Origin of the sequence: Pseudomonas sp. RIT-PI-r (assembly GCF_001297015.1) — a bacterium.
GTDB lineage: Bacteria > Pseudomonadota > Gammaproteobacteria > Pseudomonadales > Pseudomonadaceae > Aquipseudomonas.
In genome coordinates, this window is the sequence record NZ_LIGE01000013.1 from 1 (window position 1) to 21,530 (window position 21,530).

General features: G+C 59.8%; 22 protein-coding genes. 14 read left to right on the forward strand and 8 right to left on the reverse strand.

Translation table 11 applies throughout. The annotated features are described in order from the left end of the window. Positions 1-751, forward strand: a 751-nt coding sequence (locus tag AK821_RS02705) for an ABC transporter permease subunit (RefSeq protein WP_064388015.1), incomplete at its 5' end; no start/stop codon positions are given. Beyond that, positions 748-1,638 (forward strand): ABC transporter permease subunit, encoded by an 891-nt coding sequence (locus AK821_RS02710; RefSeq protein WP_064388016.1) that lies wholly within the window; start codon positions 748-750, stop codon positions 1,636-1,638. The genes AK821_RS02705 and AK821_RS02710, both read left to right, overlap by 4 nt. A 141-nt stretch (positions 1,639-1,779) precedes the next feature. Here AK821_RS02710 and AK821_RS02715 read toward each other — a convergent pair whose 3' ends face one another. Next, on the reverse strand, positions 1,780-2,421 hold the full coding sequence (locus AK821_RS02715; protein ID WP_064388017.1) for an HD domain-containing protein: 642 nt from the start codon (positions 2,419-2,421) through the stop codon (positions 1,780-1,782). 224 nt (positions 2,422-2,645) lie between these two features. Here AK821_RS02715 and AK821_RS02720 point away from each other — a divergent pair, with 224 nt between their 5' ends. Next, on the forward strand, positions 2,646-3,611 hold the full coding sequence (locus AK821_RS02720) for a GlxA family transcriptional regulator (protein WP_064388018.1): 966 nt from the start codon (positions 2,646-2,648) through the stop codon (positions 3,609-3,611). A gap of 202 nt (positions 3,612-3,813) precedes the next feature. Here the strand turns inward: AK821_RS02720 and AK821_RS02725 are convergent, their stop codons facing one another. Both AK821_RS02725 and AK821_RS02730 read right to left on the reverse strand, forming a co-directional pair. After that, positions 3,814-6,222 (reverse strand): penicillin acylase family protein, encoded by a 2,409-nt coding sequence (locus AK821_RS02725; protein ID WP_064388019.1) that lies wholly within the window; start codon positions 6,220-6,222, stop codon positions 3,814-3,816. A gap of 102 nt (positions 6,223-6,324) precedes the next feature. Then, the gene (locus tag AK821_RS02730) at positions 6,325-6,903 is read right to left on the reverse strand and encodes a DUF6436 domain-containing protein (protein ID WP_064388020.1); all 579 of its coding nucleotides are present in this window, start codon (positions 6,901-6,903) and stop codon (positions 6,325-6,327) included. A gap of 99 nt (positions 6,904-7,002) precedes the next feature. Between AK821_RS02730 and AK821_RS02735 the strand changes: the two genes are divergently transcribed. Further along, positions 7,003-7,950 carry an alpha/beta hydrolase gene (locus AK821_RS02735; protein WP_064388021.1) on the forward strand — a complete coding sequence of 316 codons (948 nt, stop codon included), beginning with the start codon at positions 7,003-7,005 and terminating at the stop codon, positions 7,948-7,950. Positions 7,951-8,054: 104 nt separating this feature from the next. Here AK821_RS02735 and AK821_RS02740 read toward each other — a convergent pair whose 3' ends face one another. Beyond that, positions 8,055-8,786 (reverse strand): DUF2059 domain-containing protein, encoded by a 732-nt coding sequence (locus AK821_RS02740; RefSeq protein ID WP_064388022.1) that lies wholly within the window; start codon positions 8,784-8,786, stop codon positions 8,055-8,057. Between the two features lie 108 nt (positions 8,787-8,894). On the opposite strand from AK821_RS02740, the gene AK821_RS02745 reads away from it, so the two are divergent. Then, positions 8,895-9,527, forward strand: a complete 633-nt coding sequence (locus AK821_RS02745; protein ID WP_064388023.1) for a 2OG-Fe(II) oxygenase — start codon at positions 8,895-8,897, stop codon at positions 9,525-9,527. A 1-nt stretch (position 9,528) separates the two neighbouring features. Beyond that, a complete protein-coding gene (locus tag AK821_RS02750; protein ID WP_064388024.1) occupies positions 9,529-10,014 on the forward strand; it encodes a DUF523 domain-containing protein in 486 nt (161 codons plus the stop codon). 224 nt (positions 10,015-10,238) lie between these two features. Here AK821_RS02750 and AK821_RS02755 read toward each other — a convergent pair whose 3' ends face one another. After that, positions 10,239-10,805 (reverse strand): transporter substrate-binding domain-containing protein, encoded by a 567-nt coding sequence (locus AK821_RS02755; RefSeq protein WP_064388025.1) that lies wholly within the window; start codon positions 10,803-10,805, stop codon positions 10,239-10,241. A 134-nt stretch (positions 10,806-10,939) separates the two neighbouring features. On the opposite strand from AK821_RS02755, the gene AK821_RS02760 reads away from it, so the two are divergent. Then, positions 10,940-11,365, forward strand: coding sequence for a DUF4399 domain-containing protein (locus tag AK821_RS02760; protein WP_064388026.1), 426 nt, complete (start codon positions 10,940-10,942; stop codon positions 11,363-11,365). Positions 11,366-11,427: 62 nt separating this feature from the next. On the opposite strand, the gene serA is transcribed toward AK821_RS02760, so the two are convergent. Continuing rightward, on the reverse strand, positions 11,428-12,657 hold the full coding sequence (gene serA / locus AK821_RS02765) for a phosphoglycerate dehydrogenase (RefSeq protein WP_008085296.1): 1,230 nt from the start codon (positions 12,655-12,657) through the stop codon (positions 11,428-11,430). Positions 12,658-12,861: 204 nt separating this feature from the next. On the opposite strand from serA, the gene AK821_RS02770 reads away from it, so the two are divergent. The 4 genes from AK821_RS02770 to AK821_RS02785 all read left to right on the forward strand — a co-directional run bounded on the left by AK821_RS02770 (position 12,862) and on the right by AK821_RS02785 (position 17,191). After that, positions 12,862-14,256 (forward strand): FAD-binding oxidoreductase, encoded by a 1,395-nt coding sequence (locus tag AK821_RS02770; protein ID WP_064116316.1) that lies wholly within the window; start codon positions 12,862-12,864, stop codon positions 14,254-14,256. Positions 14,257-14,297: 41 nt separating this feature from the next. Further along, positions 14,298-14,963, forward strand: coding sequence for a fumarylacetoacetate hydrolase family protein (locus AK821_RS02775; protein ID WP_064388027.1), 666 nt, complete (start codon positions 14,298-14,300; stop codon positions 14,961-14,963). A 269-nt stretch (positions 14,964-15,232) separates the two neighbouring features. Next, positions 15,233-16,156, forward strand: a complete 924-nt coding sequence (locus AK821_RS02780; protein ID WP_064388028.1) for an SdiA-regulated domain-containing protein — start codon at positions 15,233-15,235, stop codon at positions 16,154-16,156. Between the two features lie 117 nt (positions 16,157-16,273). Continuing rightward, positions 16,274-17,191 (forward strand): SdiA-regulated domain-containing protein, encoded by a 918-nt coding sequence (locus AK821_RS02785; protein WP_064388029.1) that lies wholly within the window; start codon positions 16,274-16,276, stop codon positions 17,189-17,191. Between the two features lie 147 nt (positions 17,192-17,338). On the opposite strand, the gene rpiA is transcribed toward AK821_RS02785, so the two are convergent. Further along, positions 17,339-18,013 (reverse strand): ribose-5-phosphate isomerase RpiA, encoded by a 675-nt coding sequence (gene rpiA / locus AK821_RS02790; RefSeq protein ID WP_007913886.1) that lies wholly within the window; start codon positions 18,011-18,013, stop codon positions 17,339-17,341. 147 nt (positions 18,014-18,160) lie between these two features. Here rpiA and ilvA point away from each other — a divergent pair, with 147 nt between their 5' ends. Then, positions 18,161-19,675, forward strand: coding sequence for a threonine ammonia-lyase, biosynthetic (ilvA, locus tag AK821_RS02795; protein ID WP_064388030.1), 1,515 nt, complete (start codon positions 18,161-18,163; stop codon positions 19,673-19,675). A gap of 40 nt (positions 19,676-19,715) precedes the next feature. After that, on the forward strand, positions 19,716-20,129 hold the full coding sequence (locus AK821_RS02800) for a DUF2269 family protein (protein WP_064388031.1): 414 nt from the start codon (positions 19,716-19,718) through the stop codon (positions 20,127-20,129). Positions 20,130-20,249: 120 nt separating this feature from the next. Here AK821_RS02800 and AK821_RS02805 read toward each other — a convergent pair whose 3' ends face one another. Then, entirely contained in the window at positions 20,250-20,906 is a 657-nt protein-coding gene (locus AK821_RS02805) for an HAD family hydrolase (RefSeq protein ID WP_064388032.1), read from the reverse strand. Positions 20,907-21,049: 143 nt separating this feature from the next. Here AK821_RS02805 and AK821_RS02810 point away from each other — a divergent pair, with 143 nt between their 5' ends. Next, entirely contained in the window at positions 21,050-21,529 is a 480-nt protein-coding gene (locus AK821_RS02810) for an RNA pyrophosphohydrolase (RefSeq protein ID WP_003229203.1), read from the forward strand. Position 21,530: the final 1 nt, after the last annotated feature.

Here is a 21,530-nt window from a genome sequence, read left to right on the forward strand (position 1 = left end):
GATCTACACGTACGCCGAGCAGAAGCTGCAACTGCTGCTGAACCTGGGCAACTACGCGATGCTGGCGGGCGACGAGTTGTACATCGCCGCTTACCTCGGCTCGCTGAAGATGGCGCTGATCAGCACCATCCTCTGCCTGCTGATCGGCTACCCGATGGCCTACGCCATCGCCACTGCCCGTAAAGAGATGCAAACGGTGCTGGTGCTGCTGATCATGATGCCGACCTGGACCGCGATCCTGATCCGCGTTTACGCGTGGATGGGCATTCTCAGCAACAACGGTCTGCTCAACGGTTTCCTGATGAGCATGGGCTTCATTGACGAGCCGCTGCAGATCCTCAACACCAACCTCGCGGTATACATCGGCGTCGTCTACTCGTATCTGCCGTTCATGATTCTGCCGCTGTACGCCAACCTGGTGAAGCACGATCAAAGCTTGCTGGAAGCCGCTTCCGACCTTGGTTCAAGCACCTTCAACAGCTTCTGGAAAATCACCATTCCGCTGTCCAAGAACGGGATCATTGCCGGCTGCATGCTGGTGTTCATCCCGGTGGTCGGCGAGTTCGTGATCCCGGAACTGCTCGGCGGTCCGGAAACCCTGATGATCGGCAAAGTGCTCTGGCAAGAGTTCTTCAACAACCGTGACTGGCCGGTGGCGTCCGCGCTGGCGGTGGTGATGCTGGCGATCCTGATCGTGCCGATCATTCTGTTCAACCGCAGTCAGGCCAAGGAAATGGAGGGTAAAGAATGAAGCGCATCCGTTTCTCCAGCCTGATGCTGGTCATCGGTTTGTTGTTCATCTACCTGCCGATGCTGATCCTGGTGATCTACTCGTTCAACGCCTCCAAACTGGTAACGGTGTGGGGCGGCTGGTCGATCAAGTGGTACGTCGGCCTGCTCGACAACACCCAACTGATGGGCTCGGTGCTGCGCTCGCTGGAAATTGCCTGCTACACCGCGGTTGCCGCGGTGGCGCTGGGCACACTGGCAGCGTTCGTACTGACGCGCATCACGCGCTTCAAGGGCCGCACCCTGTTCGGCGGCCTGGTGACAGCGCCGTTGGTGATGCCGGAAGTGATCACTGGTCTGTCGCTGTTGCTGCTGTTCGTGGCCATGGCGCAGATGATCGGTTGGCCGCAGGAACGTGGCATCGTCACCATCTGGATTGCTCACACGACGTTCTGTGCGGCGTATGGGGGGGGGGTAGCCCCCGCCCGCCTGCGTGAACTGGGCCTGTCGATCGAAGAAGCGGCGATGGATCTGGGTGCACGGCCGTGGAAGGTGTTCTTCCTGATCACCATCCCGATGATCGCGCCATCACTGGCGGCGGGCGGCATGATGTCCTTCGCGCTGTCGCTGGATGACCTGGTGCTGGCGAGCTTCGTTTCCGGCCCGGGTTCGACGACCCTGCCGATGGAAGTGTTCTCGGCAGTTCGTCTGGGTGTGAAGCCTGAGATCAACGCCGTGGCGAGTCTGATTCTGCTGGCGGTATCGATCGTGACTTTCATGGTCTGGTTCTTCAGCCGCCGTGCCGAAGAAGCCCGCAAGAAAGCCATCCAGCAAGCCATCGAAGAAAGCGCAGCCGATTCGTGGAAGCAGCCGGACGTGCGCCGGGCGCCAAGCCCGGAAGCCGCGTAAGCGATATCGGGTTGGCCTCAATATCGAGGGCAACCCAATTCCAAATGTAGGAGTGAGCCTGCTCGCGATAGCGGTGTATCAGCCAGGGATTTTTCAGCTGACACACCGCTATCGCGAGCAGGCTCACTCCTACAATGGGATTTACGCAGTCCAGGGTGATTGGCGGATGACCTCGACAAAGTTCATCGGCTTGAACCCCGGCTGCTGATCCTTCAGCACATCAGTTTTCACATTGCCAAACGTGGTCTGCGGACGATGCCGCAAGCCATCGGCAAACGTGCAGATGATGCATTCCTTGAAACCTTCCCCACGCGGGTGCGCATGCACCACCGCCTCACGCTGCACGGTGCTGAAGGCTGCGTAATCCATACCCAGCACGTCCATTTCCACACCAGCGGTCACCAGCGCCACGGTTGGACGCAGATGCTTGGGCACGCCCGGCGTGGTGTGCAGGGCAATCGACAGCCAGACCTGCTCGATGTCGTCATCGCTCAACCCGTACGGTTTGAGAAACGCCGCCGCTGCGTTAGCACCGTCCACCTCAAAACGCTCGTCATCACTGCGATGACCTTCGACCAGACCGAGGTCATGGAACATCGCGCCGACGTAAAGCAGCTCCGGATCGTAGGCCAGTTGCTGGCGCTCACCGCTCAGCGCGCCGAACAAAAACACCCGGCGCGAATGGTGATAAAGCAGGTCTGATTCGATGTCGCGGATGTACTCGGTGGTGGCGCGGGCGAGGGCGCTGTCGGGTATTTTGATGCCGGCGATGGTTGTGCTCATGGTGCTTTCCTTTCTGAAAGCGCCGTCGTGGCGCTGATGGGGAAAGTCTGTTCCCGACGCTGAAAGCGAACAATCGGCGCATGGCTGCGATCCTTGCCAATCCACCTGCAAATCGTGCCAAGCTTAAAGATCGCCGCCTGCGGCAGCTCCTACAGAAGCCCGCATTCCCCTGTAGGAGCTGCCGCAGGCGGCGATCTTTTGCTCTTGAAAGGGAATCCACTGCCATGAATAGAACCGTCGCCATCGTTGTGTTCGCAGGCGTGCAGTCGCTCGACGTCACCGGCCCCATGGATGTGTTCGCCGAAGCCAATCGCTTCCTCGCGCCGGAAGATCACTATCGGCTGGAAGTGATCGGCCTGGAAAAAACACCGATGGCCTGTTCCAACGGTTTGAGCCTGAATGCTCATCGCCACTTCAGCGAAGCCCTCGAGGCCTACGACCTGTTGCTGGTCGCTGGCGGCCCGCAACTGCCATTCATGGATTTTGGCGCGACATTTGATGATTGGCTGCGCGGGGCGTGTTCACGGGCGCAGCGCTTCGGTTCAATCTGCAATGGCGCGTTCATGCTCGCTCGCGCGGGGTTGCTGGAGGGGCGCACCGTCACCACGCACTGGAACGATGCCGAGGCATTGGCGCAGTTGTGTCCGACCACGCAGGTCGAAGCCGATCGCCTGTACGTCGAGGACGGCGCGCTCTACACCTCGGCGGGGGTGACGGCGGGGATCGATCTGTCGTTGTATTTGCTGGCGCGGGATCACGGCGCTGAAGTGGCGCTGAGCGTGGCCAAGCGACTGGTGGTGTTCACCCAGCGCTCTGGTGGCCAGTCGCAGTTCAGTCCGTTCCTGACGCCGCATGCAGAGCCGACGTCGGCGGTGGCGATGGTGCAGTTGTATGTGCTGGCCAATCTCACTGGCGATCTGACGATTGCCGATCTGGCCAATGCGGCGAACATGAGTGCGCGCAATTTCTCCCGAGTGTTTGCCCGGGAAGCCAAAGTCACCCCGGCGGAGTTTGTCGAGCGGGCGCGGGTGGATGCGGCGCGGGTGATGCTGGAAAGCACCGCGGCGCCGTTGAAGACGGTGGCGTATCAGTGCGGGTTTCGCGATGCGCAGCATATGCGCGGGGTGTTTAACCGAAGGTTAGGCGTGACGCCGCAGCAGTTTCGGCTGAATTTTGCGGTGGTGCTTTAAACCTCACCCTCACCCCAGCCCTCCCGAAACGTCGGACCGCCCAGAGGGAGAGGGGGCCGAGACGGGGATATTGAGGAGATACGCCGACGTGAAATTGCTGTGCCGAATCCATAATCGACACCGCTCTTTCAGGTCGATGTATGACAAAAGACACCTCGGTCAGTCCCCTCTACCTCTGGGAGAGGGCTAGGGTGAGGGGCTTTTAAGGTGCCCGCGCCGGCAACAGCTTCAACGTACTGCGCGTATTCGCCGTCACCTCTTCCTCACTGAAATGCGCCTGCACATACATCCCGTCGACATACGCCTCAGCCTGATCGTCATAGTGGCTATCAAACGGCACACCACTCTGCCCAACCGGGTTAATCGTCAACCCATGCGCCGGATCGGCAAAATCCACCAAGCGCCGCGTCGATGGCCCGTAAGTTACCGGCCACGGCGCCGGGCCGATCTTCGCCGACAGATTGTTCGGCACTTCATGACTGCCCGGCGCCGCAAACGGCCCGACGTTGAATATTCGATCCAGCGGCTTCTGCTGCCCCAACGGATGGCCATGGGTCAATGTGTGCGCCGTGCCCCATTTCCACTCGGCAGTGTTGTCGCCGAGGGTCAGCTTCAAATGCTGCATGCTCGCCTGCCACGCCGTGCGCACAACATCGGCACGGGTCTCCTTGTTCGGTGTGCTGCGGTTATCCCACCACGGCGAATCGGCATTCGCCGCCAGCCTCGGCAGCGCCGCATCGATCACCCGCGTCGACAGCAAAGTGTCGAAGAAATCATTGCCCAACTCATCACGCATTGCCGCATCGGCGAGGTCGTAGAGGAACTGGTTGAACACCGTTGCATTGACCGAATCCAGCGGATAGTCGCCCGGCCACTGCGCCAGTTGCTCGACCAGTTTCAGCTGCGCCGGGTCGCTCACCACTTCACGCAGCACCGGCAGCAAAGGCGCCAACACGCGCGGGCCGTAACCGGTCGCGGTGCCGAGTTGCAGCTTCTGGTTGGCCTCGTTCGTCCACTTGATGTTCTTGTCGCTGAGCTGGCGATCGAGCTGTTGACCGCGATCGGCGAGGTTGTAGTAGCCGGGAATCTCCATGCCGGTCGGTGACAGCGGCTGGAAGTTGGCCGAAACGATGTAGCCGCGCGCCGGGTTCTCTTCCTGCGGATTGGCGCTGAACGGGTAGAAACCGTCCTTGTCTGCCTGATTGCTGCTGCCATCGAGAATGAATTCTGGTCTGACCCCGGCCGGGCGCTTGGGCAGCAATGCCGAGGCCCACCAGGCGATATCACCCTTGGCGTTGGCGTAAACCAGATTCAGCCCCGGTGCCTGCACTTTCGCCGCTGCGGCGCGAGCCTTGGCCAAGGTGTCGGCGCGGTTGAGCTGGTAGAAGCCTTCGAGGATCGGGTTTGGCGTTTCGAGGAAGGCCCACCACATCGCAATCGGGGTTTTACCGGCGGCCGTGCCGAGCGCATCGTTGACGATCGGCCCGTGAGGCGATTGACGCAGGGTGAGGGTCACCGGCGACTGGCCCTTCACGTTGATCTGCTGCTGCGTGACGAGCATGTCGGTCCACTGGCCGCGATACCAGACCTGATTCGGGTTATCCGGGTTGACCTTCTCGGCGATCAGATCCAGATCGTCGTTCTGGAACATGGTCAGGCTCCAGCCGAAATCGAGGTTGTGCCCCAGAAACGCAAACGGCACCAGCGCCTGATGATGGCCGTACAGCTCAAAACCCGGCGCCGACAACTGCGCCTCGTACCACACCGACGGCACTGAGAAACGAATGTGCGGGTCACCGGCCAGCAGCGGTTTGCCGCTCTGGCTGCGACTGCCCGAGATCACCCAGGCGTTGCTGCCTTCGAACTGCGGCAAGCCGTTGTCGATCAGTGCCTGTTCGCTGAGGCGAGCAAGGGCGTTGAGGTCTTTCCAGTCGCCGGCGGCGAGCGCTGGCACCTGCTTGGCATGACCGTTGACCAGCACGCCCTTGGGCTGCCAGTCGAGATCGAAGACGGTGAGGTAATCGGCGCCCAACTGATCGCGCACGTAGGTCAGCAACGGTTCGGTGCGAAACGCGGCGGCAAAGCTGTAGGCCATGTAACCGGCGACACTGATGCTGTCTTCTGCCGTGAACGGTCTTTTGGGGATGCCCAGCACGTCGAACTCGATTGGCGCAGCGTGGGTGTCCTGATATTGGTTGATGCCATCCAGATAGGCTTGCAGGCCCTTCCACGCCGGCGACTGTTTATCGAGACTGGCAACGTAACTGGCGGCGCGCTCACGGATGCGCAGGCTGCGGAACAGTTTGTCGGTGTCGAGCAGTTTCGGCCCGAGCACTTCGGCCAGTTCGCCACGGGCCAGACGGCGCATCGCTTCCATCTGGAACAGCCGATCCTGGGCATGCACATAGCCGAGCGCGCGGTAGAGGTCGGTTTCGTTCTCGGCACGAATGTGCGGCACACCGCGTTCGTCGTAACGCACGGTCACCGAACCCTGCAGGTTGCGCAGTTCGACCTGGCCCTGGCGTGTGGGTTGTTTGCTGTAGACATACCAGCCGACGCCGGCAAGCAGAACAACGATGAGCAAGCCAAGTACGGTGAACACGCGCTTCATGGTGACTCCTTGTGCAGGCGGGATTGCCGCCCGTCGGGCTGCAAACAATTAGCACAGACCTTCTGTGCCGTGCAGCGCTGTCCTTGAAAAGTCCGGAATGCCTTACTGTGTCTCCACTGGCCACGGGCAGTAACAACCGACTGCCAGGGTGTGCGTGGCGTTGACCGGGCGATCTTCCGTCAGGGCATTCAAAATCGGTTCGATAAAACTGTTGCTGGAATTGCAGGTCAGGCCTTCGCTGTACGGACCGAAGTAGGCCAGTTTGCCGCTGCGGTCCCAGATCGCCACGGCCGGGCTGGCGGGGACTTGCTCGGAGCCGGGCAATATCGTGATGGTTTTCAGACTGCTGAGGTTGGCCGGCAACTGCCCGTGGCTGCCAGTCTTTTGCACCGCGAAGAACTCGACACCCTTGGCGCCGAACTGCTCGACCATCTCGGTCAGATGCTGTTGGTTGCCGACATTGCACGGGCAGGCCGGGTCCCAGAAATGCACCAGACGGATCTTGCCGGGACCGGCGAGATTGTCCGGCAGGCGCAGCGGATCACCGGAAAACACCGCGGTGTGTTCGCTGAATGCGCGCAGGTAACGCCCCTGAAACCAGTCGTACGCGGCCCACAGCACCCCGGCGCAGATCAGCGCGAGCAGGCTGGCAAACAGTGCGGTGCGGTAGGGCGAACGCATGGTTTTCGATCCCGAAAAGGTGGGCTAGCTTGCCATGTCTGCCACGACAGATGAATATCGCAGGCCGATAAAGTCTGTTTACCGTTTTGGAATTCCCGCATGCCTGCCACTTTCGACCCCGATCAAATCCGCGCCAGCCTCAAGCCATTGGCCGAGTGGCAGCCGTTGTCGGACGAGGCCAAGGCGTACCAGCAGTTTTATAAAACCGATTTTCCCCATCGCGATGTCTGGCGTGGCATGGGCCGTTTCGAGGTCGATGGTTATGAAGTGGTCAGCCATTGCTGGTGGCCGGAGAAGGTCAAGGCGACGCTGTTTCTGCTGCATGGTTATTACGATCACACCGGGCTCTACCGGCATGTGATCGAGTGGGCGCTGGATCAGGACTTTGCCGTGATCGCCTGCGATTTGCCGGGCCATGGTCTATCGAGCGGGCCGCGCGCGAGCATTCGCGACTTCTCGGAATATCAGGACGTTCTGCAAGCCTTGTTCGCCGAGGCGCAATCGATCGCGCTGCCGCAGCCTTGGCACCTGTGTGGGCAGAGCACCGGCGGCGCGATTGTCGTCGATCATTTACTCAATCACGCGCAAAACAGTCCGGCGCAGGGGCAGGTGATTTTGCTCGCGCCGCTGGTGCGGCCACGGGCGTGGGGCTGGTCGCAACTGAGTTATTACCTGCTCAGGCCTTTTGTACGAGGTGTCACGCGACGCTTCAGCGAGAACTCCAACGATCCGGATTTTCTGCCGTTTCTGCAGACCGATCCGTTACAGCCGCGACGCTTGCCGACGAAATGGGTCGGTGCATTGTCGCGCTGGATCATCCGCGTCGAGCACGCGAAAAAAAGTCCGCGACGGCCACTGATCATTCAGGGGCAGGCGGACATGACGGTGGACTGGCAGCACAATCTGCAGGTGTTGAAGTGGAAGTTCGACCGGCCGCAGATTCTGCTACTGGCCGAGGCCCGGCATCATCTGGCGAATGAGACGGTGGAGATGCGTGAGGAGTATTTCGAGTTCTTGAGCAAGCGGATCAGGGGCCGGAATCTCTAGCGCTTGTGAGGGCCCCTTCGCGAGCAAGCTCACTCCTACATTTGGAATGCGTACCCCTGTAGGAGTGAGCCTGCTCGCGATAGCGGTCTAAGAGACGACGAAGATCATTGCCCGACCGCCAACCCCGCCCGAATCGCCGCCAACGCCGCCTGATAGTAGGCCTTGCCCTCAGCCGACTCGGCAAACGTCGCAAACTCTTCCAGCTCTTCATCCGACAGATCGCGATAGACATAGAGCAACGTGTTGTTCATGTCCGCGCCAATCTGATCCATCAAGCGCTGACGCTGACCGTTCAACATACCCTGCGCCTGACCACCGCCGAGCAGTCCCGGAATCATCGAGCTCAAGCTGTCTGCCGCGACGCCGGCAATCGCCAGGCTGACTTCGGCGCCGGCTTCACGGGCAGGTAATGCTTGAGCGAGGTGGCCGATGATCAGCAGACGGCTGTCGCTGACCTGCATCTTCGGCAGCCCTTTGGCGTTTTTCGCCAGTTGATCGCGACGGGTCGCGAGCAGTTCAGCGGCGACGATTTTTTTGCCCAGTGGCGATTGAAAGAAGGTCAGTGCCGGTTTCGGGTCGGCAAGCTTCTGCCGCAGTTGTGCTTCGGCGCGTTGATCCACGGCCTGCGGGGCGAAGCGCTGGTTACTATTGTTGACCAGCGCTTGAAAAACGGCGGGCGGCAGACTGTTCTGATAACGCTGCTGTGCAGCCGTCAGGGCGTCGTTGAAATGCGCGCGTTGTTCTGGCCAGCCGGCGACCTTGTACAGCTGATCGTGGCCGTCCGCCCAGGCGGGCAAAACGCAGAACATCAACAGTGAAAAAAGCAAACGGCGCATAGGGACTCCTGTCAGCAGCGGACTATTCTCCGTGCGGTGCCGGTACTTGTCGAGAATTCGTATCAAGCCGCCGCGTGGCTCTGTCGGATTTTTCGCCGGCGGCATACTATGCGCGCCATGCAAATATCCTCTGAACACCCGCTGCTGTTACGCATTGTCGACGACCTGGCCGAGCATGGCTGGTCGCAGCAGAACATCTTCCTGCCCGCCGGTTTGACCCGCGAGCTGGCCGCTGAGTGCCGTAAACGTGAGGCCGAAGGTGAGCTGGCGCCGGCAGCGGTTGGCCGTGGGCCGTTTTCAGAGATTCGCGAAGGAATTCGTGGCGACCATATTCAGTGGATCGACCCCGGTCAGGCCGAGTCCAGCGATCGTTACCTGAATCTGATGGAGAGCCTGCGCGAGGCGCTCAACCGGGGCTTGTTCCTCGGCCTCGAAGATTTTGAATGCCATTTCGCCCTGTATCCGCCCGGCGCGTTTTATCGCCGGCATGTCGACCGTTTTCGCGACGATGACAAGCGCATGGTCTCGGTGGTGGTCTACCTCAATGACGCGTGGCTGCCGGAGGACGGTGGTCAGTTGCGCATGTACCTGAACGATGAGCGCGTGCATGACGTGCAGCCTACCGGCGGCTGTCTGGTGGTGTTTCTTTCCGGCGAAGTGCCGCACGAAGTATTGCCGGCGCACCGCGAGCGCCTGTCGCTGACCGGCTGGTTCCGTCGCCGTGGCAACGAGCCGTTCTGAGATGGACAAGATTCTGGTCAGCCGCTGCCTGTTGGGTCATCGCGTGCGTTATGACGGTGGCGCGAGCGGGCCGTTTGATCTGCTTGAACAGTGGATTGCCAAAGGGCGGGTGGTGCCGTTGTGTCCGGAGGTTGCCGGGGGGTTGCCGACGCCACGGGCGGCGGCGGAGATTCCGGGCGGGCAGGGTGCTGAGGTGCTGGATGGCGTCGCTGCGGTGATCACCACTGATGGCGAGGATGTCAGTGCGCAGTTTCTGGATGGCGCGCGGCAGGCGCTGGAGCTGGTGCAGAAGCACGGGGTTCGCGTGGCGGTGCTGAAGGCCAACAGTCCTTCTTGCGGGAATTTGCTGACGTATGACGGGTCGTTCAGTGGCGTCAAGGTCAATGGCGAAGGGGTGACGGCGGCGTTGCTCAAGCGCCATGGAGTGCAGGTGTTCAGCGAGCTTGAACTGCCGCAGGCCGCGCTGGCCCTTGCTGCTTTGGATTGATCCGCAATCGTTGCCCTCACCCCAGCCCTCTCCCGGAGGGAGAGGGGGCCGACCGAAGTGTCTGGCACTATTCATCGACCTGAAAGACCTTATCGACTATGGATTCGACAAAGCCATGACCAGCCGATTTCGGATTCGGCACATCCATTTCAGGTCGAAGTCCCTCTCAAGCATCCCCCAATCAGTCCCCTCTCCCTCCGGGAGAGGGCTAGGGTGAGGGGCTTTTAAGGCTTCAACCATTTTTCGGACAGCGCCGCCAGACGCCCATCCGCTTTGATCCGCTGCATCGCACTCGCAAGGCTGGCCTGAAACGCCGGATTACCCTTCTGAAACGGTATCGCCAACTCCACCGGTGCGCTTGCCTTTGGCTTGGCGTCGGTCAGCGTCTGCACCAAGACCATCGGCCGTGGCTGCTCATCTTTTCTCGCCAGCAACTGCGAATCGACCTTGCCATAAGGTTCGCTGAAGTCGAAACGATCCTTGAGTTCGGGTGTCAGTGCTATGTGATTGAGCGCGACGTCGTACTTGCCGCTTTCGACGCCCTGGAGCAGATCGGCCTCGTCGGTGACGATGAAGTCGGCGCGAACATCCAGCTCGTTAGCCAATAGTTGTCCAAGCTCGACCTCGAACCCCGTGAGTTTGTCGCCGTCATCCTTGTAATTGAAGGGCGGTGTATTAGCCTCAAGGGCTATGCGCAGCTCGCCACGGTCGTTGACGTCATCAATCAGTTCGGCGTGAGCCAAAGGGCTCAAAAGGGGTAGCAGGCAGATCAGGCCAGGCAAAAAGCGCATGGTCACTCCTTTGAAATCATTAATGCGACGCTCTGAGTCAGGCTCGCTTTGCTATGGTTGTCGAGTGCCTTCGACAACGAATGGTCATGAAGTTGTCATGACCGTGCGGATTTTACGGAAAACTGGAGAAGAAAATGAAAAGCTTTATGTCACGTGCAACGTTGGCGGGTGTGCTGATGGGTGTTTCGGTGCTGGCCAGTGCTGCCACACCCGCGCCAAAAGGCGCCGAAGTGTTCATCGTTTCTCCCGAGGACGGGGCCACGGTTTCGCAGACTTTCACCGTCAAGTTCGGTACCAAGGACGTCGCCCTGGCGCCGGCCGGTGATGTCACCAAGAACACCGGTCACCATCACCTGCTGATCGACGCCAAGGACATTGTTCCTGCCGGTTCGGTTGTCCCTACCGATGCCAACCATATGCACTTCGGCAAGGCGCAGACCCAGGCTGACATCAAGCTCGCCCCGGGCAAACACACCTTGCAGCTGGAACTTGGCGACAGCGGTCACATGGCATTCGATCCGCCAATCGTCTCGAAGAAAATCACCATCAACGTCGAATAACCGTTTCGCCGTGCATGAAAAAGGGAGCCCGAAGGCTCCCTTTTTTTTCGCTCAGCGTTCGATCAGAACAACACACGACTACGGATGGTGCCGTTGATGTGCTGCAGCTTCTCTTGCGCCAGATCCGAGTACTCGGCGTCGACGTCGATCACCACGTAGCCAACCTTCTCGTTGGTCTGCAGGAACTGACCGGAGATGTTGATGCCGTTTTCGGCGAAGACCTTGTTGATCTCGCTCATCACGCCCGGGATGTTCTCGTGGATGTGCAGCAGGCGGTGCTTGCCAGGGTGAGCCGGCAGGGCCACTTCCGGGAAGTTTACCGACGAAACGGAGGTACCGTTGTCGCTGTACTTGACCAGTTTCTCTGCCACTTCCAGACCGATGTTGGCTTGCGCTTCGGCGGTCGAACCACCGATGTGCGGGGTCAGGATGACGTTGTCGAGGCCACGCAGCGGGCTTTCGAACTCTTCGTCATTGGAGCGTGGCTCCACCGGGAAGACGTCGATGGCCGCGCCGATCAGGTGCTTGTCCTTGATCGCGTCCGCCAGGGCGTCCAGTTCAACCACGGTGCCACGCGCCGCGTTGATCAGAATGCCGCCCTTCTTGATGGCGCGGATTTCCTTCTCGCCGATCATCCACTGGGTCGCAGCGGTTTCCGGAACGTGCAGGGTGACGATGTCGGACATGCCCAGCAGTTCGGTCAGGCTACCGATCTGGGTCGCGTTGCCCAGCGGCAGCTTGGTCACGGTGTCATAGAAGTACACCTGCATGCCCAGACCTTCAGCCAGAACCGACAGCTGCGTACCGATCGAGCCGTAGCCGACGATGCCCAGTTTCTTGCCACGGATCTCGAAGGAATTGGCTGCGGATTTGATCCAGCCGCCACGGTGGCAGGAAGCGTTTTTCTCCGGGATGCCGCGCAGCAGCAGGATCGCTTCGGCCAGCACCAGCTCGGCTACGGAGCGGGTGTTGGAGTAAGGCGCGTTGAACACGGCAATACCGCGCTCACGGGCAGCACTCAGGTCGACCTGGTTGGTGCCGATGCAGAAACAGCCGACCGCAACCAGCTTCTTCGCGTGATCGAAGATCTCTTCGGTCAGTTGGGTGCGCGAACGAATGCCGATGAAGTGAGCGTCAGCGATCTTTTCCTTGAGCTGGGCTTCCGGCAAGGAACCTGTCAGGTATTCGATGCTGGTGTAGCCCGCCGCCTTGAGGACGTCGACAGCCGATTGGTGGACGCCTTCGAGAAGAAGGAACTTGATCTTGCTCTTATCGAGAGAAGTCTTGCTCATCTGCGTAAACCTGTATCCCGGAGAAAAATGGCAGGAAATGGTCAACAGACGCTGACCCGGACGACAAGAAAGTCGTCTCCGCGGATCTGGCCTTGGGCACTGTCCTGCGGGGTCGATATGCTAGCATAGCCTCCCCGCTAAACACTCATTCCTGCGACGTGAAGCGTTCTCAGGATGACCATGAATTGTTCGAGAGTTCTGTCGATGACCAATCCTGCCCTGATTGATGAACTGAAGACCCTGGTCGAGCCTGGCAAGGTCCTGACCGACGCCGACTCCCTGAATGCATACGGCAAGGATTGGACCAAGCACTTCGCCCCGGCGCCCAGCGCCATTGTGTTTCCCAAGACCATCGAGCAGGTGCAGGCGGTTGTCCGCTGGGCCAATACGCACAAGGTGGCGCTGGTGCCGTCGGGCGGGCGCACCGGGCTTTCCGCCGCTGCGGTGGCGGCGAATGGTGAAGTGGTGGTCTCGTTCGACTACATGAATCAGATTCTCGACGTGAACCTCACTGACCGCACCGCCGTTTGTCAGCCGGGGGTGGTCACTGAGCATTTGCAGAACGTCGCCGAAGAAAAAGGCCTGTATTACCCGGTCGACTTCGCCTCGGCAGGTTCCAGCCAGATTGGCGGCAACATCGGCACCAATGCTGGCGGGATCAAAGTGATTCGCTACGGCATGACCCGTAACTGGGTGGCCGGCATGAAAGTCGTCACCGGCAAGGGCGATGTGCTCGAACTGAACAAAGACCTGATCAAGAACGCCACCGGTTACGACCTGCGCCAGCTGTTCATCGGCGCTGAAGGCACGCTGGGTTTCGTCGTCGAAGCGACCATGCGCCTCGATCGCGCGCCGAAAAACCTCACCGCGATGGTCCTCGGCACCGCCGATTTCGATTCGATCATGCCGGTGCTGCACGCTTTCCAGGGCAAGCTCGACCTGACCGCGTTCGAATTCTTCTCCGACAAAGCCCTGGCCAAAGTCATGGGCCGTGGCGACGTACCGGCGCCGTTCGAAACCGATTGCCCGTTCTACGCGTTGCTGGAGTTCGAAGCGACCACCGAAGAAGTGGCCAACAGCGCGCTGGAAACCTTCGAGCACTGCGTCGAGCAGGGCTGGGTGCTGGACGGCGTGATGAGCCAGAGCGAAACCCAACTGCAGAACCTGTGGAAGCTGCGCGAGTACATCTCCGAGACCATCTCGCACTGGACGCCGTACAAGAACGACATCTCGGTCACCGTGTCGAAAGTACCGGCGTTCCTGAAGGAAATCGACGCGATCGTCGGCGAACACTACCCGGACTTCGAAATCGTCTGGTTCGGCCACATCGGCGACGGCAATCTGCACTTGAACATCCTCAAGCCGGATAACCTGAGCAAGGACGAGTTCTTCGCCAAGTGCGCGACCGTCAACAAGTGGGTGTTCGAAACCGTCGAGAAGTACAACGGTTCGATTTCCGCCGAACACGGCGTGGGCATGACCAAACGCGATTACTTGACCTACAGCCGCTCGCCGGTTGAGATCGAGTACATGAAAGCGGTTAAAGCGGTGTTCGACCCGAACGGCATCATGAACCCGGGCAAGATCTTCGCGGTTTGATCTGTAATCTTTGATGAATCAATGAAGGCAGGAGTCGGTAAATGAGCTATCAGCACCAGTACGTCGACGGCACGCGCATCCACTTCCCGATCGGGAAAGTCGTGTGCATTGGCCGTAATTACGCCGAACACGCCAAGGAACTGGACAACCCGGTGCCTACCGAGCCGTTGCTGTTCATCAAGCCGGGCAGTTGCGTGGTGCCGCTGGAAGGCGGTTTTGCCATTCCGACCGAGCGCGGCTCGGTGCACTACGAAGCGGAAATCGCCGTGTTGATCGGCAAGCCATTGTCGACCAAGCCAAGCCGTGAAGAAGTGCTCGACGCCATCTCCGGTTTCGCCCCGGCGCTGGACCTGACCCTGCGCGACAAGCAGGCCGAGCTGAAAGCCAAGGGCCTGCCGTGGGAAATCGCCAAGTCGTTCGACGGCGCAGCGGTAATTGCTCCGTTCGTAGTCGGCAGCACCTTCGCTGATCTGACCGACATCGGTATTCGCCTGACCATCAACGGCGAAGTCCGCCAGGACGGCAACAGCAGTGCGATGCTCAACCCGATCGTGCCGATGATCCAGCACATGGCTGGCTGCTTCTCGCTGCAGGCGGGTGACGTGATCCTCACCGGCACGCCAGTCGGCGTCGGCCCGCTGAACGTTGGTGACGACATCGTCCTCGAACTGGTCGGTGCGAGCAGCTTCACCAGCAGCGTGCGCTAATCGCCACGCCGCAAATCCCCTGTGGGAGCGAGCCTGCTCGCGAAGGCGCCAGGTCAGTCGACATCATCGTTGCCTGACACTCCGTCTTTCGCGAGCAGGCTCGCTCCCACATTGTTTTGTGGCGCCCTGAAAGTTGCCGGCAACACACGACAATCCCGCCATTTGCCGTTTTTTTCACATCCTGTCTGGATAATTTCCGTAATTCTGGCGTCTGAGCCGGTCTCTTTGTGCTATTACCCATAGCCTGAATTTTCGGAACGCGTCCTTCGATGTCCTCTCCAACTCAGCTCAAACCCGTCCGCCGCTCTCGTTTTGCCCTGCGTTGGTATTCCTGGCTGCTACTGGCCATTGTCGCCGCTTATGGCCTGGCGTTCGCCATGCATTGGGATGACCGTGGCGTGCTCTGGGTACTGGAGCGTTTCGAGAGCCCGGCCGAGCAGAAGGAAAGCGTCTGGCTACCGGACTATCGCGCAGTGATCGATGCAAAGTTGCTGCCGGGCATGGAGAAGGACGAAGCCTCCGACCTGTCCTATAACCCGCAGACCAAAACCCTGTTTTCGGTGATGGGCAAGAACCCGTTTCTCGCTGAGCTGAGCCTGCAAGGCGATGTTCTACGCAAGATGCCGCTCAAGGGCTGGAGCAATCCCGAAGGCCTGACCGTCATGGAAAACGGCTTGATGGCGATTGTCGACGAGCGTGAGCACATGCTCTCTATCGTCAAAGTCGACGCCAACACCCGCGAGCTGAATATCGCCGATTTCCCGAAATACGACCTCGGCCCGTCGAAAGATCAGAACAAGGCTTTCGAAGCCATCACCTGGGACCCGCGCAATCAGCAACTGCTGCTGGGCGAGGAACGACCGCCGGCGTTGTTTACCTGGAAAAGCGACGGCAGCCAGACGCTGAAGGGCGACAAGCAGAAGCTGGATAGCGATGAGCTGGATATCCGCAACCTCTCAGCCTTGGCCATTGATCCGCGCACCGGCCATACATTGGTGCTCTCCGCTGATTCGCACTTGCTCCTGGAACTGGACGAGAAGGGCGAACAGGTCAGTTTCATGACCTTGCTTGGCGGTTTCAACGGCCTGAAGAAAACCATTCCTCGCGCCGAAGGCGTGACCATGGACGAGGCGGGCACGCTGTACATGGTCAGCGAGCCGAACCTGTTTTATCGCTTCGAAAAACAGCGATAACTGTCCTCGCGGCAATTTCAGACAAGTCTGATTGTCCTGACAGGCAAGTGGCCATTAAGCTTCAGTTCAGACGTGCGTGATATTTCATCCGCCTGTTTTGACTTCGAGCCCGCCCGAATGCGTCGACTTGCCCGTCCCAAACCTCTGTTTATCCTTCTGTCGGTGATGGCCCTGATCGCGTTGATTGCGATCGGCCAATACATGCGCCTGTTCGAGCGTGCCTGGTTCAACCTGCATACGTTGTGGCAGACGCAGAGCAGTGAGTCCATTGCTCTGGACCAATATCGGGTCGAGATCGAGGCGCGGGTCATCGACGGGCTGAACGACGATGTTTCAGCATTGACCTTCGATCCGGTGCGCAAAAGCCTGTTCACCGTGACCAACAAGAATGCCGAACTGGTCGAGTTGTCGCTGGAGGGCAAGATCCTGCGGCGCATCGCCCTGATCGGCTTCGGCGACCCGGAAGCGGTCGAGTTCATCAGCGCCGATACTTACGTGATCACTGATGAGCGCCAGCAGCGGCTGATCAAGATTCATCTGGAAAAAGACACGACCTTCCTCGATGCGGCCGACGCCGAGCAGATGACCCTCGGTGTGCACATGAGTGGCAACAAGGGGTTCGAGGGGTTGGCCTATGATTCAGTCGGCAAGCGCCTGTTTGTTGCAAAAGAGCGCGATCCGATGCTGATCTACGAAGTGCATGGCTTTCCGCACTTCAACCCGGAAAAGTCCTACGCGGTGCACGTGATCAACAACCCCAAGCGCGATGCCGGGATGTTCGTGCGCGATCTGTCGAGTTTGCAGTACGACGAGCGCAGCGGGCATTTGCTGGCGCTGTCGGATGAGTCGCGATTGATTCTGGAGCTGGATGTCGACGGGCGTCCGTTGAGCACCATGTCGATCAGTGGCGGGCGTCAGGGTTTGAAGAAAACCGTGCCGCAGGCGGAAGGGATTGCGATGGATGATGACGGCACGCTGTACCTGGTGAGCGAACCGAACCTGTTCTACGTCTTCAAAAAACCAACGCCAAACTAACCAACACCACAAAACCAATGTAGGAGTGAGCCTGCTCGCGATAGCGGTGTGTCAGTCGACATTTATATCAACTGACACACCGCTATCGCGAGCAGGCTCACTCCTACCGGTTTATTCGTCTGTCCACAGATGTGTGGGTGACTGGACTTACTCAGCCTTCAGGGTTTTCACACCTTCGCTGGTACCCAGCAACAACAGATCCGCCGGACGCGCCGCGAACAAGCCGTTGGTGACCACGCCAACAATCGCATTGATCTGCGCTTCCAGTTCCACCGGGTTGGTGATCTGCAGGTTGAACACATCGAGAATGATGTTGCCGTTGTCAGTCAGCACGCCTTCGCGGTACACCGGGTCGCCGCCCAGTTTCACCAGTTGGCGGGCGACGTGGCTGCGGGCCATCGGGATCACTTCGACTGGCAGCGGGAACTCGCCCAGCACCGGCACCAGTTTGCTGGCGTCGGCGATGCAGATGAAAGTTTTGGCCACGGCCGCAACGATCTTCTCGCGGGTCAGGGCCGCGCCGCCGCCCTTGATCAGGTTCAGATGCGCGTCGCTTTCATCGGCGCCGTCGACGTAGAACTCCAGGTCGCTGACGGTGTTCAGCTCATACACCGGAATCCCGTGACCCTTGAGGCGCGCGGCGGTGGCTTCAGAACTGGCGACCGCGCCATCGAACGCGCCCTTGTGCTGAGCCAGTGCGTCGATGAAGCAGTTGGCAGTGGAGCCGGTGCCGACCCCGACGATGCTTTTGTCGTCGAGTTTCGGAAGGATGAAGTCGACGGCGGCCTGAGCCACTGCCTGTTTGAGTTGATCCTGGGTCATGCGGGCTCCGGAAGCGGGCAAGGAGAGAACGGAAAGGCCGGCATTATAGCCGCAAGCGCGGCTAAAACCTCTGGATTCGTGTGGTCGTGCGGGCAAAAGCCGGGTTAGACTCCTCGGTCCCGCTCAACCGCTCAGTGATGCTTTCCGATGCTCGAACAGTACGTCAAAAAGATCCTCACCTCGCGCGTTTATGACGTTGCCGTAGAAACCCCGCTGCAGAACGCTCGCCAGCTCTCCGAGCGGCTGGGCAATGACATTTGGCTCAAGCGCGAAGACTTGCAGCCGGTGTTCTCGTTCAAGATTCGCGGCGCCTACAACAAGCTGACGCAACTGAGCGATGAAGAGCGCGCCCGTGGCGTAGTCACCGCATCGGCGGGCAACCACGCGCAAGGCCTGGCCCTGGCGGCGAAAGTACTGGGCGTCAAAGCCACCATCGTCATGCCCAAGACCACTCCGGAAATCAAAGTCGAAGGCGTGCGTTCGCGCGGTGGCAAAGTGGTGCTGCACGGTGATTCGTTCCCGGAAGCCCTGGCCTACTCGCTGAAGCTGGTCGATGAGAAAGGCTACGTCTACATCCACCCGTACGATGATCCGCACACCATTGCCGGGCAGGGCACCGTGGCGATGGAAATCCTGCGCCAGCACCCGCAGCCGCTGGACGCGATTTTCGTCCCGGTCGGCGGTGGCGGTCTGATCGCCGGTATCGCTGCGTACGTGAAATACCTGCGCCCGGACATCAAAGTCATCGGCGTCGAGCCTGACGACTCCAATTGCCTGCAAGCGGCGATGGCCGCCGGCGAACGCGTGGTGCTGCCGACCGTGGGCATCTTTGCCGACGGCGTGGCCGTGGCGCAGATCGGTCAGCACACCTTCGACATCTGCAAGGACTATGTGGATGAAGTGATCACCGTCAGCACCGACGAGATCTGTGCGGCAATCAAGGATATCTACGACGATACCCGCTCGATCACCGAACCTGCTGGCGCGTTGGGCGTGGCCGGGATCAAGAAGTACGTCGAGCAGCGCGGTGTCAGCGGCCAGACTTTTGTGGCGATCGACTCCGGCGCCAACGTCAACTTCGACCGCTTGCGCCATGTCGCCGAGCGCGCCGAACTGGGTGAAGGCCGCGAGGCGATCATCGCCGTGACCATCCCCGAGAAGGCCGGCAGCTTCAAAGCGTTCTGCGAGGCTGTGGGCAAGCGCCAGATCACCGAATTCAACTACCGCTACAACACCGGCAGCGAAGCGCACATCTTCGTTGGCGTGCAGACTCACCCGGAAAACGACCCGCGCAGCGCGCTGCTGGCGAGCCTGACCGAGCAGGGCTTCCCGGTTATCGACCTGACCGACAACGAACTGGCCAAGTTGCACATCCGCCACATGGTCGGCGGTCACGCGGCGCATGTCATTGATGAAGTGGTGTTCCGCTTCGAATTCCCGGAACGTCCGGGCGCGCTGTTCAACTTCCTTAATAAGCTCGGTGGGCGCTGGAACATTTCGATGTTCCATTACCGCAACCACGGCGCTGCCGATGGCCGTGTGGTCGCGGGCCTGCAAGTGCCGCACGACGAGCGTCATCTGGTGCCGGCGGCGCTTGAGGAAATCGGTTATCCGTACTGGGACGAAAGCGAGAACCCGGCCTATCAGCTGTTTCTTGGCTGAGCGGCTACGCTGATGGGCATGGCCCAAGGAAGAGAAGTACATGGAAACCCTGACCACCCTGAAAGTCCTTCACGTCGCGGCGACCGTGGTCATACTCGCGAGCGGGCTGGGGCTCGCCGCTCTGACCTGGCGTAATCGCAGCGAAGGGCCGGCCAGCACGATGCAGCGTCCCTGGCTGTTTATCTGGTGTTTGATGCTGATCGGTATGCTGAGCATGCCTTTCACCGGCTGGTGGTTGGTCCACCTGATCGGCTGGCCACTGGGGCAGTTCTGGATTCTGGGGTCCAGCGTGATCTATGCCGTGGCCACGTTGAGTGCAGTGTGGTTGCTGGTGCGGCTTAATCGGTTGTGGACTAGCGGGGTTGGTAACCGGAAATTCACGTTGGCGCTGGCGATTGTCAGCGGCATCGGATTTCTCGCCATTGCGGCGTTGATGGGGGCCAAGCCTGTTTAAGGCTACATACCGAGTCGAGCCAATCGCTGGCAAGCCAGCTCCCACAGGTTTTTGAGCTGTCCACAAAATTTGTGTCCACTGATAGTCCCTGTGGGAGCTGGCTTGCCAGCGATGGCGTCATCAGTCGCGCAGAGTAATCACCGGCCAGCCACGCTTCTCGGCTTCAGCCCGCAGATTCGGATCCGGATCGACAGCGACCGGGTTCGCCACCTGCTCCAGCAACGGCAAGTCATTCATCGAATCGCTATAGAAATAGCTGTCGTCCAGCGAATGCCCGGTCTCTTCCAGCCAACGGTTCAGGCGCGTCACCTTGCCTTCACGGAAGCACGGAATATCAGTGCTGCGCCCGCTGTAACGGCCATCAACCATTTCACATTCAGTGGCGATCAGGGTTTCAACGCCCAGTCGCACAGCAATCGGCGCCGTCACGAAGCGGTTGGTCGCGGTGATAATCACCAGTTTGTCGCCAGCGTCTCGGTGTTTTTTCAGCAGTTCCAGCGCCTGCGGCAGCACGATCGGTTCGATGCAGTCGCGCATGTAATCGCTGTGCCATTGATCAAGCACGGCCATTTCGGTGCGGCCGAGGATCTCCAGGCAGAAGTTCAGGTACGCGGCGTTATCCAGTTTGCCGGCCAGGTAATCCTGATAGAACTCGTCGTTGCGCGCTTTGTACGCAATCGGATCGAGGAAGCCGCGTTCACACAGATAGTCGCCCCAAGCGTGATCGCTGTCGCCGCCCAGAAGGGTGTTGTCCAAATCGAAGAGTGCCAGGCGCATTGCAGTTACCCGCTGATAAGTCTGTAAAAAGGCGACAAGAATACGGTCTTTTCACAAGAGTGCACATAAGGTAGGAAGCTTCGTTGCCGCCTTATCAACCTTTGTGGAACAATGCGGCGACATGCGTTTGCGAGGTTGTTGCCGTGATCGACCCCGATGGTTTCCGCCCCAATGTCGGGATCATTCTGACGAATGACGCCGGCCAGGTGCTATGGGCTCGCCGTATCAATCAAGATGCCTGGCAGTTTCCGCAAGGGGGAATCAACCCTGAAGAGACGCCGGAAGACGCCTTGTACCGCGAGCTGAACGAAGAAGTTGGCCTGGAACGTGAAGATGTTGAAATACTGGCCTGTACTCGGGGCTGGTTGCGCTATCGTTTGCCGCAACGTCTGGTGCGTACCCACAGCCAACCGCTGTGCATCGGCCAGAAACAGAAATGGTTTCTCCTGCGCCTGATCTCCAACGAGCAGCGGGTGCGGATGGATTTGACCGGTAAACCGGAGTTCGATGGCTGGCGCTGGGTCAGCTATTGGTATCCGTTGGGCCAGGTGGTGACATTCAAGCGCGAGGTGTATCGCCGCGCCCTCAAAGAGCTTGCCCCGCGCCTTTTAGCGCGCGACTGAC

Excerpts from the sequence above, each read along its gene's own strand:
- AK821_RS02710 (WP_064388016.1), top strand. The coding sequence starts at position 748 with ATGAAGCGCATCCGTTTCTCCAGCCTGATGCTGGTCATCGGTTTGTTG.
- AK821_RS02715 (WP_064388017.1), bottom strand. The coding sequence starts at position 2,421 with ATGAGCACAACCATCGCCGGCATCAAAATACCCGACAGCGCCCTCGCC.
- AK821_RS02720 (WP_064388018.1), top strand. The coding sequence starts at position 2,646 with ATGAATAGAACCGTCGCCATCGTTGTGTTCGCAGGCGTGCAGTCGCTC.
- AK821_RS02725 (WP_064388019.1), bottom strand. The coding sequence starts at position 6,222 with ATGAAGCGCGTGTTCACCGTACTTGGCTTGCTCATCGTTGTTCTGCTT.
- AK821_RS02730 (WP_064388020.1), bottom strand. The coding sequence starts at position 6,903 with ATGCGTTCGCCCTACCGCACCGCACTGTTTGCCAGCCTGCTCGCGCTG.
- AK821_RS02735 (WP_064388021.1), top strand. The coding sequence starts at position 7,003 with ATGCCTGCCACTTTCGACCCCGATCAAATCCGCGCCAGCCTCAAGCCA.
- AK821_RS02740 (WP_064388022.1), bottom strand. The coding sequence starts at position 8,786 with ATGCGCCGTTTGCTTTTTTCACTGTTGATGTTCTGCGTTTTGCCCGCC.
- AK821_RS02745 (WP_064388023.1), top strand. The coding sequence starts at position 8,895 with ATGCGCGCCATGCAAATATCCTCTGAACACCCGCTGCTGTTACGCATT.
- AK821_RS02750 (WP_064388024.1), top strand. The coding sequence starts at position 9,529 with ATGGACAAGATTCTGGTCAGCCGCTGCCTGTTGGGTCATCGCGTGCGT.
- AK821_RS02755 (WP_064388025.1), bottom strand. The coding sequence starts at position 10,805 with ATGCGCTTTTTGCCTGGCCTGATCTGCCTGCTACCCCTTTTGAGCCCT.
- AK821_RS02760 (WP_064388026.1), top strand. The coding sequence starts at position 10,940 with ATGAAAAGCTTTATGTCACGTGCAACGTTGGCGGGTGTGCTGATGGGT.
- serA (WP_008085296.1), bottom strand. The coding sequence starts at position 12,657 with ATGAGCAAGACTTCTCTCGATAAGAGCAAGATCAAGTTCCTTCTTCTC.
- AK821_RS02770 (WP_064116316.1), top strand. The coding sequence starts at position 12,862 with ATGACCAATCCTGCCCTGATTGATGAACTGAAGACCCTGGTCGAGCCT.
- AK821_RS02775 (WP_064388027.1), top strand. The coding sequence starts at position 14,298 with ATGAGCTATCAGCACCAGTACGTCGACGGCACGCGCATCCACTTCCCG.
- AK821_RS02780 (WP_064388028.1), top strand. The coding sequence starts at position 15,233 with ATGTCCTCTCCAACTCAGCTCAAACCCGTCCGCCGCTCTCGTTTTGCC.
- AK821_RS02785 (WP_064388029.1), top strand. The coding sequence starts at position 16,274 with ATGCGTCGACTTGCCCGTCCCAAACCTCTGTTTATCCTTCTGTCGGTG.
- rpiA (WP_007913886.1), bottom strand. The coding sequence starts at position 18,013 with ATGACCCAGGATCAACTCAAACAGGCAGTGGCTCAGGCCGCCGTCGAC.
- ilvA (WP_064388030.1), top strand. The coding sequence starts at position 18,161 with ATGCTCGAACAGTACGTCAAAAAGATCCTCACCTCGCGCGTTTATGAC.
- AK821_RS02800 (WP_064388031.1), top strand. The coding sequence starts at position 19,716 with ATGGAAACCCTGACCACCCTGAAAGTCCTTCACGTCGCGGCGACCGTG.
- AK821_RS02805 (WP_064388032.1), bottom strand. The coding sequence starts at position 20,906 with ATGCGCCTGGCACTCTTCGATTTGGACAACACCCTTCTGGGCGGCGAC.